At 72.0% G+C, this 13,505-nt stretch carries 14 protein-coding genes; 6 read left to right on the forward strand and 8 right to left on the reverse strand.

What is annotated here, in order from left to right; all coding sequences use genetic code 11:
* Positions 1 to 16: 16 nt before the first annotated feature.
* From ACIBO8_RS21005 to ACIBO8_RS21025, 5 genes are all read right to left on the reverse strand, one after another.
* Entirely contained in the window at positions 17 to 1,804 is a 1,788-nt protein-coding gene (locus ACIBO8_RS21005; protein WP_396116945.1) for a SulP family inorganic anion transporter, read from the reverse strand.
* Entirely contained in the window at positions 1,768 to 2,340 is a 573-nt protein-coding gene (locus ACIBO8_RS21010) for a hypothetical protein (protein WP_396116946.1), read from the reverse strand. The genes ACIBO8_RS21005 and ACIBO8_RS21010 overlap by 37 nt, the downstream gene beginning before the upstream one ends.
* Positions 2,341 to 2,354: 14 nt before the next feature.
* Positions 2,355 to 2,780 (reverse strand): hypothetical protein, encoded by a 426-nt coding sequence (locus tag ACIBO8_RS21015; RefSeq protein WP_396116947.1) that lies wholly within the window; start codon positions 2,778 to 2,780, stop codon positions 2,355 to 2,357.
* 28 nt (positions 2,781 to 2,808) lie between these two features.
* Entirely contained in the window at positions 2,809 to 3,210 is a 402-nt protein-coding gene (locus tag ACIBO8_RS21020; protein WP_396116948.1) for a hypothetical protein, read from the reverse strand.
* Positions 3,211 to 3,322: 112 nt separating this feature from the next.
* Positions 3,323 to 3,853 (reverse strand): DUF1269 domain-containing protein, encoded by a 531-nt coding sequence (locus ACIBO8_RS21025; protein WP_396116949.1) that lies wholly within the window; start codon positions 3,851 to 3,853, stop codon positions 3,323 to 3,325.
* 154 nt (positions 3,854 to 4,007) lie between these two features.
* On the opposite strand from ACIBO8_RS21025, the gene ACIBO8_RS21030 reads away from it, so the two are divergent.
* The 4 genes from ACIBO8_RS21030 (at position 4,008) to ACIBO8_RS21045 (ending at position 6,014) form a co-directional block, all read left to right on the forward strand.
* Entirely contained in the window at positions 4,008 to 4,211 is a 204-nt protein-coding gene (locus ACIBO8_RS21030) for a hypothetical protein (protein WP_396116951.1), read from the forward strand.
* Between the two features lie 84 nt (positions 4,212 to 4,295).
* Positions 4,296 to 4,838 carry a hypothetical protein gene (locus ACIBO8_RS21035; protein WP_396116952.1) on the forward strand — a complete coding sequence of 181 codons (543 nt, stop codon included), beginning with the start codon at positions 4,296 to 4,298 and terminating at the stop codon, positions 4,836 to 4,838.
* A gap of 223 nt (positions 4,839 to 5,061) precedes the next feature.
* Entirely contained in the window at positions 5,062 to 5,589 is a 528-nt protein-coding gene (locus tag ACIBO8_RS21040) for a hypothetical protein (protein WP_396116953.1), read from the forward strand.
* Positions 5,586 to 6,014 (forward strand): RDD family protein, encoded by a 429-nt coding sequence (locus ACIBO8_RS21045; protein ID WP_396116954.1) that lies wholly within the window; start codon positions 5,586 to 5,588, stop codon positions 6,012 to 6,014. Before ACIBO8_RS21040 ends, ACIBO8_RS21045 begins: the two co-directional genes overlap by 4 nt.
* Position 6,015: 1 nt before the next feature.
* Here the strand turns inward: ACIBO8_RS21045 and ACIBO8_RS21050 are convergent, their stop codons facing one another.
* On the reverse strand, positions 6,016 to 6,801 hold the full coding sequence (locus ACIBO8_RS21050; protein ID WP_396116955.1) for a metallophosphoesterase family protein: 786 nt from the start codon (positions 6,799 to 6,801) through the stop codon (positions 6,016 to 6,018).
* On the reverse strand, positions 6,798 to 8,138 hold the full coding sequence (locus ACIBO8_RS21055; RefSeq protein ID WP_396116956.1) for a diacylglycerol/lipid kinase family protein: 1,341 nt from the start codon (positions 8,136 to 8,138) through the stop codon (positions 6,798 to 6,800). Before ACIBO8_RS21055 ends, ACIBO8_RS21050 begins: the two co-directional genes overlap by 4 nt.
* A 144-nt stretch (positions 8,139 to 8,282) precedes the next feature.
* Between ACIBO8_RS21055 and ACIBO8_RS21060 the strand changes: the two genes are divergently transcribed.
* The gene (locus ACIBO8_RS21060; RefSeq protein ID WP_396116958.1) at positions 8,283 to 9,149 is read left to right on the forward strand and encodes a M48 family metallopeptidase; all 867 of its coding nucleotides are present in this window, start codon (positions 8,283 to 8,285) and stop codon (positions 9,147 to 9,149) included.
* 5 nt (positions 9,150 to 9,154) lie between these two features.
* Here ACIBO8_RS21060 and ACIBO8_RS21065 read toward each other — a convergent pair whose 3' ends face one another.
* Positions 9,155 to 10,609 (reverse strand): DUF2252 domain-containing protein, encoded by a 1,455-nt coding sequence (locus ACIBO8_RS21065; RefSeq protein WP_396116959.1) that lies wholly within the window; start codon positions 10,607 to 10,609, stop codon positions 9,155 to 9,157.
* A 182-nt stretch (positions 10,610 to 10,791) separates the two neighbouring features.
* On the opposite strand from ACIBO8_RS21065, the gene ACIBO8_RS21070 reads away from it, so the two are divergent.
* Positions 10,792 to 13,479, forward strand: a complete 2,688-nt coding sequence (locus ACIBO8_RS21070) for a LuxR C-terminal-related transcriptional regulator (protein ID WP_396116961.1) — start codon at positions 10,792 to 10,794, stop codon at positions 13,477 to 13,479.
* Positions 13,480 to 13,505 lie beyond the last annotated feature (26 nt).

A 13,505-nucleotide genomic window follows, 5' to 3' on the forward strand; every position in this document is an offset into this window, starting at 1 on the left:
CCTGGTGAACGGCACGTCACCCCGGACGGATGACCCCTCGCTCCCACGCGGCACCGGTCTGCGCCCGGTACGCCACCACGGCTTCGTCCAGGGTCGGGAAGAAGTGCGCCGGGTCGAGCGGGCCGGTCAGCCCGTACCGGTCCATCCTGCGCCGGACGGGGTCCTTGAGCTCGGCGAGCACCAGCGACGTCCCCCGGGCGTCGAGTTCGCGGTCGAGGGCCTCGAGCATGTCCGCGGCGGTGGTGTCCACGTCCGTCACCGGCTCCGCCGCCACCACGATCCACCGGGGCGCCGGGTCCCGGCGTGCCAGCCGACGGACCTGGTCCCGGAAGACCCGCGCGTTCGCGAAGATCAGCGGCGCGTCGAAGCGGAACATCACGAGCCCCGGCAGGCGCTCGGCGTCCGGGTACGAGCGCACGTCGTGGTAGCCCGGCACGCCCGGGGCCCGTCCCAGCTCGGTCTGGTACGGCCACCACACCCGGCGGAAGACGTTGAGCACCGACAGCCCGACGGCGATGCCGATGCCGGGCAGGACGCCGAGCAGCGCCACGCCGAGGAACGCCGCGATCGCCACGAGGAACTCGAGGCGGCGCCGGTGCCACAGCCGTACCGTGCCGGAGATGTCCGCGAGCGACAGCGACGCGGCGATCACGACGGCGCCCAGCGCCGGCTGCGGCAGATCCCGCAGCAGACCGGGGGCGAACAGCAGCATCATCAGGATGACGGCCGCGCCGACCACGCCGGTCAGCTGGCTACGGGCACCGGACTGCTCGGCGACCGCCGTACGCGATCCGCTGGTGCTGACCGGGAAGCCCTGGAAGAAGGAGGCCGCGAGGTTGGCGGCGCCGACGCCCTTCATCTCCTGATCGGCGCGGACCTCCTGTCCCGTGCGGGCCGCGAAGGCCGACGCCGTCGAGATGGTGTCGGTCAGCGACACGACGGTGATGCCCACCGCGCCGACCAGCAGCAGCGCGAGCTGCGACCACGACGCATGCGGCAGGGTCAGCGGCGGGAACCCGGCCGGCAGGGGGCCGACCAGCTGCACTCCCCGCTCACCGAGGTCCAGCAGCCAGGTGGCGGCGATCGCACCGGCTACGGCGATCAGCACCGCCGGCAGCTTGGGGAGCCAGCGCTGCAGGGCGACGATGACGACCAGGGTGAACAGGCCGACGGCGAGCGCGGCCGGGACGGCATCGCCCGCGGCCACCCCGCGGAGGAAGGCGGCCGCCTCGCCGAGGAGGCCGTGGGCGTCGATCGAGAAGCCGAACAGTTTGGGCAGCTGGCCCACCAGGATGGTGAGGGCGAGGCCGTTCATGTAGCCGATCTGAGTGGGCTGGGACAGCAGGTCGGCGATGAAGCCCAGCCGCGCGATCCCGGCCGCCGTCATGGTCAGGCCGACCAGCAGCGCGAGCATCGAGGCCAGCCCCATGGCGACGACCGGGTCACCGCCCGAGCCGACGATCGGGATGAGCACCGCGGCGATCATGGGCCCGAGCGAGGAGTCCGGGCCCACCACCAGGATCCGGGAGGCCCCGAACACGGCGTATCCGAGCAGGCCGAACACCGTGGTGTACAGGCCGGTGATCGGTGGCAGACCGGCGAGTTCGGCGTACGCCATGCCCTGCGGCACGAGCAGCGTCGACAGCACCAGGCCTGCGACGAGGTCCTTCGTCAGCCAGCTCCGCCGGTAGCCCGACGCGGTCCGGATGCCGGGGATCCAGCGGCCCAGCGCAGCGGCGGCACCGATCGCCGGCGGCCCGGTGCGGGTCATCGCCGGCTCCATCGTGGACCGACGATCAGCCATTCCGACTCCCACGAGCGCAGCCGACGACGATCGAGCCGCCAGACGACGATCCGCCGGACACCGCCCAGGCCCGCGGCCATTCCTCCCACGGCGAGCAGCCCGGCCACCGCGGCGTCCACGGCAGGGCTGCGCCGGCCGGGCCGCGGTACCACGGTCCCGTCGTCGTCGACCCAGATCGGCACCGTGCTACCGGCCCTGAGGCCCTCCGGCGCGGAGACCGTAGCGGTGTGCAGCGCGTCGTCGGGCCCGGTCCAGCGCACCCGTACCCGTACGGTGACGACATCATCCCCGCCGCCCGGACGGGAGGCGTCCTCCAGCAGGACGGCTTGCACCGCGACGTGGTGCTGCCGCTCCCACGCGCTCGCCCGCTCACCGGCCCGGTAGGTGCTCCGGCCCGCCCACCAGGCCACGTACGGCGCGACGAGCACCATCGTGACGATCAGGACGAGCGTCAGCCAGCCCTGGGCCCGGTCGGAGCCGCGGCGCAGCGACATCCGAGCCCACGGCATCCGGTGCGCGAACCGTCTCCCCCACATGCCGGCCTCCCCTGTCATGAGTGGCCTTGGGCGTCGGCCACCTCTGCGCCGTGGGCGGCCACCGCGTACATCACGATGGCGGTCATGGCGATGGCCGTGACCGACCACACCGGATATCTGCCGACGAACGCGAAGTTCACCAGCGCCGCCAGCCCTGCCAGCAGGATCGCGACGATCCGCGCCCAGCGGCGCCCGGCCACAAGCCCTACGCCGGCGGTCACCGCCGCGACGCCGAGCACCAGGTGTGTCCAGGCCAGCGCCGTCAGCGTCACGGGCAGCAGCAGGTCCGCGCGGCCGCCGGCCAGAACCTCGGGCCGGATCAGAGCGACGAGGCCGGTGCCGAGATGCACCGTCCCCAGCATGACGAGCATGACGCCGCCGAGCAGGACCCAGGCCACCCACGCCGTCGCCTGGCTGTGCTCCACCGTGCGCTGTGTCATCGCCTCCACCTCCCCGGTCGCGCAGATCTCAGCAGGTGCCGGACATCGCGTCGCCGAGGTTGCGGACGCTGTTCTGCAGGGTGTTCAGCGTTGCCCGTACGCCCGCCAGAGCCTTGACGTCCGGGTCGGCCCGGGCGGTGTCGACGCTCGCCGAGAACTGGTCGGCAGCCGCACGCACCACCTCGACCTGCGGCCCGAACTGCGCCGCGGCGTCGGTGCGCAGCTGCTGGAGGTCCAGCCTGAGCTGCTGAAGGTTCGTCTCCAGGTACGTCAGGCCGTTCTCGGCGACGTTCGCGTTCCGCACCTGGTTCATCGTTGCCTGCACGGCGGCGAGGCTGTCGCACACCGGCGGCTGATCCGTACCGCATCCACCGGCACCCAACAGCGCGGACACAGCCGCGGCGGCGATCCATTTCGGAGTGCGTGTCATGCTCCGAGCGTCACGGGCGCCCCCGGTGCGCACGTCATCTCGCGGGGATGAACGGGCCCGGAACGCGGGATGCCGGCCCGGACCCATGCCGGCCGGCATCCTGCTCGGTCCGCTACGGCGCCGGTGTGGCGGCCGCCTGCTCGGCCTGCCGGCCCTCGTCCCCACCGTGCAGAGCTTCCTGCAGCTCAGCCTCGGTCTCCTTGGGCAGCGACGACTTGAGCACCGTACCGCCGAAGCGGGACAGGCCCTCGACGGCCTTGTCAGGTGTCACCTGCTCGACCACCAGGAACAACGCCGACGTGCCGGGCTGCAGCATGTCGCGCACCTGGGACTGGAACTCCTTGTTGATCGCGCCCTTGGTCATCTTTCCCATCAGGGCACCGAGGCCCGCGCCGACGGCCATGCCGAGGAACGGGATGAAGAACAGCATGCCGAACAACAGGCCCCAGAACATGCCCCACGTGGCGCCGCCACCCACCGCGTGGTGGTTGGTGGTGACGTGGAACTTGCCCTCGCGGTCGCGGATGATCACCGCGATCGCGTCCGGTTGGATGATGAGGTCCTTGGCCAGCCGTTGAGCCTCCAGCGACGCAGCGGTCGCGGTGGTCTCGTCGGGGTAGCCGATGGCGACGAGGGTAGCCATGATTCGTACACATCCCTTCGCTGAACTGGTCCCCCCAGTCAGTCAGGCGGGCCCTCGGCCGACCTCATTCCGCACGAATGAAGCAGAGAAGCCGGCGCACGGGCACGGTGGGAAGGATCCGACTCGTCACCGAACGAGGGAGGCTGTGTCCCCGATGGGCGTGCAGTACGAGATCTGCGTAGAGGGTTTCCTCGGCCCGGTGCTCCGCTCGGCCTTTGCCGGCGTGCGGTGCGAGGCCGTACCCCGGCACTCGACGATTCAGGCCCGGCTCACCGCGGATGAACTGCGCCACCTGCTCATCCGCCTGGACCGGTCCGGGGTCGAGCTCCTCCGGGTCCAGCTCATCCATCCTGGATGAGGTGGGATCCGGTGGCGGCTCGAAGGATCGGGCGGGAGTGGCATCCGCCCACCGTTCTGTCCGATCAGGAAGGAGAGCCAGCAGATGGCCATCGGTCCGGTCCAGATGATCGTGCTCGGCTTCAATCATCCGAACTTCCATGGCGAGGTCATCGCGGAGCTGGAGCGGCTCCGCAAGAGCGACACCGTGCGCGTCATCGACGCGCTCGCCGTGTACAAGGACTCGCAGGGCGAGATCGAGGTCGAGCACCTGAGCAACCTCTCCACGCAGGAAGCCGTGGAGCTCGGCAGCAAGATCGGTGCCCTGGTCGGGCTCGGCATCGACGGGGAGGCAGGCGCGGAGGCAGGCGCGGCCGCCGGCGCGGAAACCGCGGCGACGCAGGGCCTGCAGGCTTTCACCGACGCCGATGCCTGGGACATCATCGCGGAGATTCCCGACGACACCGCCGCGGCGCTGCTCCTCATCGAGCACCACTGGGCCGTGCCGCTGCGCGACGCGATCGCGCGGGCCGGCGGCTACCGGATCGGCGACGGCTTCATCAGCCCGCTCGACCTGGTCGGCATCGGGTTGGCGACCGCGGAGGAGGCCAAGGAGCTGCACGACCTCGAGACGGCGGCCGCTCGATAGCGCGCTGCCCAGGCAGAAGGAGGTACGGACATGTTCGGATCCCGCCGGGTGGCCCGGCGTACGGCACGCCGCACGGCACGCCGTGTGTCCCGGCGACGCCGCTGACGACCACTCCCCAGGATGCAGCCGGATTCATGTCCGGCTGCATCCGTGTCGTGTGCTCCCCGCGGAGTCATCCCTGGCGGGTGGCTCCTTTCCCGGTCCGACGCGGCACCGTGAAGCCATGACGACCACGGATAACCAGCATGCGGCGGCTGACCGGTCACCCCTCGGGCTCGCCCGGTGGGGCGATGCGGCTCTGGGGACCGCCATGGCGGCGGAGGAGGCCACGGCCGGCTTGATCCGCGATCTTCGCCGGGCCGCGGAGTCGCGCCGGCAGCAGTTCACCGAGCTCGCCGCACGAGGGGCCGTGGAGCGTGCACGCTACCGCCGACGCACCACGGCGGCGGCCGAAGCGGCGGTCACCGCCGTCGCCGCGTCCCCGCTGATCGACCGGGTCGTGGACCATCAGCTCCAGCGGGTGCTCCGGCCCGTGATACGCGCCGTCCTCGACGACGTCCTTCTGCTGCTGGAGAAGGAGCCCGACCGGATCCAGACCCTCATCCGCGGGCAGCGCGAGAGCATGGTCGACGAGCTCGTCGGCCGGCTGCGGGCCGGCGCCGACGCTGGTGACACCGCGGTCGACAGGCTGACGTTCCGCGTGTTCCACCGTGCTCCCCGGCCGGAACCGGCGCCCCCCGCCGACCTGTGAGCACCTCGGCGCGGAGGTACGCCGGCCCGGTCAGCCGGACGATCGCGTACGCACTGGACGCGTTGATCGTCTCCGTGTTCTTCACCGCGGGCGCCGCCCTCGCCGGCCTGATCACCTCGGTCATGGGCACCGAGATACACGACGTGACCCGCTCCGCCGCCTCGGCCGTTCTCCTCGTGCTGCCGGCCATGCTGGCGGCCTACAGCATGCTGTTCTGGGCGCTCGCCGGCCGCACTCCCGGCATGGCGCTGCTGGGCCTGCGGGTCGTCGCCGTCCGCTCGCCCGATCTGTCCTGGCTCTCCGCGGCTGTCCGTGCGGTCGTGCTGGCGTACTTCCCGCTCGGTGCGGTGTGGGTGCTGGTGGACCGCCGGCACCAGGCGGTCCACGACAAGCTGGCTCGTACCGCCGTGATCCGCGTCGGCTGACTCAGGTCCGCCGCGGCCAGTGGTGGACGGGACCGGTGCGCCACCCGGCACCGGATTGGTGACGCTCCTCGACATGGACGGCTTCCTCGTCGATCCGGATCACGGTCCAGGACCGGCCGACCCCACGGGTACGCCGGCTCGTGGCGGTGCCGGCCACCACCTCGATCAGCCGGTGCGAGGTGCCGGCCGTCCGGACCGTCCCCGATGCCGGCACATGGGTGTGCCCGGCCAGCACCAGGTCCGCACGGGCGACGGCGAGGGCGCTCAACAGCCGGCCGCGCCCCGCGACCCGGGCGAGGCCCGTCGCCCGAGGTGGATGGTGCACCGCCAGCAGCCGGACGTCACCGAGGGGCGCGGCGGCGAGCACCGCCACGACCGCGTCGCTCTGACGCCGCGACACCCTTCCGCTCTTCCACCGCCAGGCGGGTGCGGTGGCCAGTCCGAGCGCGGTCAGCCCGGGCAGCCGCACCACCGGCTCCAGGTCCGGCTCGATCAGGACCTGATAACGCCGGTACGGCGAGACCAGCCGCCGGACGCTGATCAGGGGAACGTCGTGATTGCCGAGCACCACGAGCCGGGGTGCCGGTAGCCGGTCGATCAGATGCCGGGCCTGGCGGAACTGGCGGTTCCGGGCACGCATGGTGCAATCGCCGGTGACGACGGTCAGCGCCGGGCGTACGGCCGCGACGTCGGCGACCACCGACTCCACCGTGTCCGGATCGTGCGCCCCCAGGTGCAGGTCGGACAGGTGCGCGATCACGAGCCCGGCGGGGCCGGGTGCGCTCATCGGCGGCCGGTGGACAGGGCGAGCCGGCGCAGCCGGGCCCAGTCCAGCTCCGGCCTCGGCGGGGGGACGCCGGGACGCCGCCGGGGCACCCGCACGCGCAGGGCGCCCGGCACGATCGTGCACAGTACAGGAGTGGGCATGGTCACGGCCTCTCCGTCGATGCCGACGGGCACCGTGGGCGCGTCGGCGTCGATCACGGCTTCCCGCGCGGTGAGCACGGTGAGCGACTTCGCCCGGCGCCGCCCGCGGATCAGGCCGGCCGCGTCCACGGCGCCGCGCACCCTGACGGCCAGCACGCCGAGGACGCCGGCGTCGAGCCGGGGCCGGTGTTCGAGGCCGGCGATGTCCTCGACGGCGTACGGGTTGTTGCTGACGAGCACGGCCTGCGCCCCGGCCACTTCCCGGTCGCCGGCCAGCAGCCGTAACCGGGCTCCCTGGCTCCCGGTGAGCAAGCCGGGCAGCATGTCCAGTGTGGTACGGGTCTTGTCGTCGCGGTAGGCGGGGCTCTGCACGACAGCCGCGTACGCGCCGAACGAGGCATTGTTGACGAACGTCCGTTGCCCCGCCATGCCGAGGTCCACGTGCACCTCGACGCCGTCGGTCAGCGCGTCGAGGCTCCTGGCGGGGTCCTCCCGGTCGAGGCCGAGGTCGAGGGCGAAATGGTTACGGGTGCCGGCGGCGATGACCAGGAACGGCAGCCCGTGCTCGGCGGCCATCCCGGCCACCAGGGCCTGAGTGCCGTCGCCCCCGGCGACACCCAGCAGGTCGGCGCCGTCGCGGATCGCCTGCCGGGCCAGGTCGGTCACGGTCGCGCCGCCACTCTCCAGGAGCAGCACCTCCGCACCCAGCGCCTGCGCCCGCCGTACGAGATCGAACCGCACGACCTTGCCGCCGCCCGACCGCGGATTCATGATCAGATACGGCCGCGCCGGCGGCGGGGTGTCGTACTCGCGGGGCGGCGCGGCCTCGGCTGTCGAAAGGGCCCGCCGACCCGCCGCAAGCGCCGCAGACCACAGCACCGCGAACACGACCACGACCCAGAAGAGCCGGGCATGGACGTACAGGATGGCGACGATGAGCGGGGCGAGGACGACGGCCGCGCCGGCCAGCGCCCGCCGCAACCCGCGGTGCGTCAGGAACCACCAAGCCGCCGCCAGGGTCACGGCCATGCCCGCTGCCGCGACGACCAGCAGCAGGACGCCGGCACGCAGCCCCGCCACGACCAGCACCAGAGCCGTCGCCGCGGCGGCCGCGGCGAAGGAGAGCCGGGCCAGCCAACGCTGCGCCGGACGCGAGGACACCGGCGCCGGCGTCCCGCCGGTTCTGACGTCGATCATGGTCGCCTCCGTGTGGGAGCTCGGGACTTCCGGCAGTCTCGCCCCGCATCGCACCGGGGACCTCATCTCACCGGGATGAGGCGGCCACGGGCTGGCACGGCGGACGCTCGGCGCCAGCATCAGTGCCCGGACAGGAGGACCGCTGTGAAGACGTCCAAGCCGCAGCACACCACCACCACCGGCGGCCTGCGGCACCCCGCCGAGCTGCCGTTCTTCGTCCTGATGGCGGTGCTCAACGTGCTCATCATCGGCCTGATCATCCAGGCCGCCGTGATGCTGCCGCTGCTGCCGGAGCGCCTGCAGGAATCCGGCTGGGCGACGGCCGTGCGCTCCGCCCTCATCGGCCTGCTCCTTCTCGTCCCGTTCCTGATCGTGGTGCGGGAGACGCAGCGGGCCTCCGTACGCGGCACCGCCGTGGAACTGTCACCGCGCCAGTACGGCGATCTGTATCGCATGGTGGACGAGTTCGCGCACCGCCTCGGACTCCGGCGCCGGCCGCAGATCTATCTCGCCAACGGCAACGGCGCCCTGAACGCCTTCGCGGCACAGGCCACCGGCCACGACTACGTCGTGTTGTCCAACGAGTTGTTCGCGAACCTGTACCACGACAACCGGGAAGGGCTGCGGTTCATCCTGGGCCACGAGCTCGGCCACATCCGGCTGCACCACGTGTCCCTGTGGTATCAGCTCGCCGTGGCGTACTCCGAACGAATTCCGCTGCTGGGCCCGGCGCTGTCACGGCTGCGCGAATACTCGTGCGACCGGCACGGCGCCCATCTCGAACCCCTCGGGACGACCGGACTGGTCCTGCTGGCCTCGGGCCGGCACACCGAGAACGTCGTCGACGTGGACGAGCTGGTCCGGCAGGGCGAGCGGCTCAGGGGATTCTGGGTGGGCCTCTCCCAGCTTCCCCGCTCGCACCCGTTCACCGTCCGGCGGCTCGAGCGGCTGCACCGCCTCGGCTTGTTCCACGCCCGGCTGCGCGAGGCCGGCAGGGAGACGCCGGTCTGACGGGTTCAGACCCCTTCACGCACGGTGATCCGGCCGGAGCGTGCGGCCGCGACCAGGCATTCGTAGTCGTGTTCATTGACGTCGGCGTAGTTCTCCGCGAACTGCACCAGCGCCTGGTCGAAGGTGTCCTCGTCGCCCAGGTATCCGGCGATCGCGATGCGGTCGCCGGTGCGCGCGTGGGCGCGGGCGAGGGTCCATCCGCAGAGGGCGCCGTACACGCGCATCGCCTCCGGGTCCATCGTCGCGACCACGGCGGAACCCTTCCAGTCCCGCAGCTGCCGCACATAGAAGTCGCGCGTGCGGCCGTCGAAGCCGGCGAAGGATTGCCAGCCCAGGAAGATGTCGCCGGCTGCCTGCATCAAGCGCTGGCCGGACACGACCCGTTCCCCCTCGCTATGCCATGCGGCATCCGGCCGGGGCCGGACGTGCGCGGCCAGGACCGAGGGCGGCGCCTCCTTCACCTGCAGCAGCAGCGGGTCGTTCTCGTCACGGCCGCTGAGCAGCACCACCCAGCAGCGGGTACCGACGCTGCCCACTCCGACCACCTTCCGGGCCAGGTCCACGAAGTGGAACGACGTGAACAGGTGGCGCCGATCGGGAGCCAGGGTGGCGGCGTACCCGGCCAGCAGGTCACGCATCTGCCGCTCCAGTTCCGCGCGGTCCGCATCCGGCAGCAGATCCTGTACGGGCATCAGCAGCGGTGGGTCGGCGACGATCCGGCGCTGCCCGTCCACCAGCGCCGTCATCTTGCGGAACGCCTGCATGCTGTCCCGGGTGCGCGCCTTCGCCCGGGCCTCGGCGAAGCGCTTGCGGCGGGCCTTGCCGAGATGGGCCTTCAGCAGCTCCTCCACCTCCTCGAGGTCGGCGTGCGCATACCAGACATCGGCCGTTCGCTGGCCGGCGAAGCGCCGCATCGCCTCGCGGTACCTGCCCACGGCGGCGAGAACGATGCCGGAGCGGACCTTGCGGCCGAAGCCGTTGTCCCGGGCGGCCACGACGAGGCTCGCCGCCAGGCGCTTGACGTCCCACTCCCACGGTCCCGGATGGGTCTCGTCGAAGTCGTTGATGTCGAAAACCATCCGCCGCTCGGGGGAGGCGAACACGCCGAAGTTGAGCAGATGCGCGTCCCCGCAGAGCTGAGACGTCCATCCCGATGCCGGGGTCCGGGCGAGATCCGCCGCCATGACCGCGGCGGCGCCGCGGAAGAAGGAGAAGGGCGAGACGAGCATGCGGCCGTACCGGATGGGAACCAGTTCGGGCACCCGGGTCGCCGCTTGGGCGGCGAGCACGTCGACGGCATCCGCTCGCTCGCCGGTCGCCGATACCTGCGCATGCGCGTCGAGGGGAGCCTCAGCACGGGACGCACGCCCCGCCGCCAGTCGCACCTCGGGCGTAGGGCGTGCTCCGGCCGGTTCGGCGTCCGGTGTCGCGCTGCTGCCTCGTACCGTCCGACCTGCCATGGCGCACCTCCGGCGATGAGATCGACCCGTGTCTGCGACCGAACACCCACAGTGCCCGGACGCACACCATCCGCTGAGGAGGAACGGGACAGAAATTATCCGATCCGGACGATGTGGCGCCCCCGCCCAGCCGCAAGGCTGGGTCTCGCAGCTCCGTGGTTGCACCACAGGAGGGAGGACCCGTGCGTGCTGATCTTGCTCTCACCACGCCCCCGATCGGTCCGGTGACGGATGGCGATCCCCTGCTCGAGTCCAAATTCGAGATACCCGAACGTCCACGCTTCATGGTGGCGCGCCCGCGCCTGCTCGAGGCGATGGCCGCCCGCCGGGACATTCCGGTCACCTTGGTGGTCGGACCGGCCGGCAGCGGCAAGACCCAACTGGTGGCCTCATGGATCCGCGCAGGGACCACGAACACCGCCGTCGCATGGATCACCTTGGAGGAAGAAGACGATCAGTCATCGGCGTTCTGGACCTACGTCGTGGCGGCGCTCCGGCGCTCCGGGGTGCCGGTGTCGCCGTCGCTGACCCCACTGCCGTCGCGCGCGGGCGTGGACCGCTCCTTTCTGGTCCGCCTGGCGGCCGACCTGGCCGAACAGGACCGGCCGCTGCTGCTCGTCCTCGACGGCGTTTCGTGCGTCGGCGGGGAACAGTGGGCCACGGACCTGGAGTTCGTCCTGCGGCATGCCAGCCCGATGCTGCGGCTCGTGCTGATCGGCCGATGGGATCCACCCCTGCCGCTGCACCGGTACCGGCTCGCCGGGCGGCTGATCGAGATCCGCAGCGAGAACCTCGCATTCACCACCGAGGAGGCCGCCGAGCTGCTCACCCTGCACGGGGTCGACCTGAGCCCGGCCGGACTGACGTCGCTGCTGGAACACACCGAGGGATGGGCGGCCGGCCTGCGGTTGTTCGCCATGGCGCTGCAGGACCACCGCGACGCCGACCGTCTCGTCGACACGATCACCGGTAACGAGGCGACCATCGCCGAGTACTTCGTGGACGAGGTGCTGCGCGTCCAGCCGCCGCACGTCCGGGCGTTCCTGCTGGAGACCAGCATTCTGGACACGTTCACCCCTGAGCTGGCCGAAGCCGTCACCCGGCGTAGCGACGCCCGCCGGCTGCTCGTGGAGCTGGAGCGCCGGAACGCGTTCGTCCAGCCCGCGGCCGAGTACTCGGCGGCGTACCGGTTCCATCGGCTCTTCGCCGAGCTGCTCCGCGCCCAGCTGATGTGCGAGGCCCCCGAGCGGGCCCCGGAACTGCATCGTCACGCGGCACGATGGTTCGCGGCTCACGGCCAGACGGTCGAGGCGGTCAACCACGCCGTCAAAGCGCAGGACTGGCACACGGCTGCCTCGGTCGCCATCGACCACTACGCGATCGGCCGGCTGGTGGTCGAGGGACGTACCGGCCGGCTGGGCGCGCTCCTGGGACAGCTCCCGGACGACTACGACGACGCGGAGGTCGCGACCGTCATCGCCGCGCTCGACCTCGGCGACGCTGCGGTCGAGCGCGCCGCCCGCCATCTGGCCCGGGCGCAGGACCTGGTCATCAGCCGCGGCTGGGAGTACAGCAAGGCGTTGGCGCTGGCAGACTCGGTGCTCAGCGTTCTGGTGGCGGCGGCCCGCGACGACCACTGCGAGGTCCTGCAGCTGAGCCCGGCCACCGAGCAGGCCCTCGCCGAGGCGCCGCCCGAGGTGCTGGAGAAGCGCCCCGAGCTGCGGATGCTGACGCTGGCGGCGAAGGGATTCGCGCACAGCCGGCTCGGCGCGGTCGACGCGGCCGCGGTGTGCCTGGCGGAGGTGGCAGCCACCACGGCAACGGGATGCCGATACCTGGCGATCGACTGCCTCCAGCACCTCGCGCTCATCGAGGCCTACCGGGGTCGTCTGCGGCACGCCGAGAAGTTGGCGTCCGAGGCCGTCGACGCGGCCGATCGATGCGGGCTGGAGCAGGCGCGCAGGCCGATCGTGGCCCGCGTGGCACTCGCCTGGGTGGCGATGGAGCGGTACGACGTCGACGCGGCGGGACGCCATCTACGCGCCGCCGACCCGAAGCGCCATCCGCGCGACCAAGCAGTTGCCGCCGCCGCGTTCGCACTGGTCAAGGCGCGCCGGCTGCAGGCGCGCGGTGAGCTCCGCGGGGCCTTGAGCCTGCTCGAGGAGGCGTCGGCCCGGCCCGGCCCCGTGCCACCGGAGTGGCTCGCGCGGGAGATCACCGTGGCCCGGGGCCACCTGCTCATCGTGACCGGCCGGGCCGGGGAGGCGCTCGAGGTGGTCGGCCGGTTCCCGCAGCCCCACCCGCCGGAGGTCGTCGTACTCCACGCCGCCGCCCTGGCCGCGGACGGCGGGGCGGAACGGGCGGCCGAGACCCTCGTGCCGGTGCTGAGTTCGGCCGGACTCGCCCCGCCGATCTGCGTGGAAGCGTGGTTGATCATGGCCACGATCGCCGACCGGACGGGCGACGCCGAGAGTGCTCGCAGCGCCCTGCGGCACGCCGTACGGGCTGCCGCCCCGGACGCGCATCGCCGCGCCGTGCAGCAGGTCTGGGCACGGCTGCGCCGCGTGCTGCGTGAGGACGACGAACTGTCCCAGCAGTACCGGAGCCTGCAGGGCGGAACGCCGACGCCTCCGCCGCCGGCCGCGCGGGCACCCGAGCCCGGCACCCTGGTGATCGTCGAGTCGCTGAGCCGTCGCGAGATGGACGTTCTGGAGGGCATGGCCGGGATGCTGCCGACGGAGGAAATCGCCGCCACGCTGTACGTCTCGGTCAACACGGTGAAGACGCACGTCCGCAGCATCCTGCGCAAACTCTCCGCGTCGCGGCGTAACGAGGCCGTTCGCCGAGCCCGCTCGCTGGGACTCATCTGATGCGTCACTCGTCCGGGATGACGTCC

The sequence above is a fragment of the Actinoplanes sp. NPDC049681 genome (genome assembly GCF_044465265.1).
Lineage (GTDB): Bacteria > Actinomycetota > Actinomycetes > Mycobacteriales > Micromonosporaceae > Actinoplanes.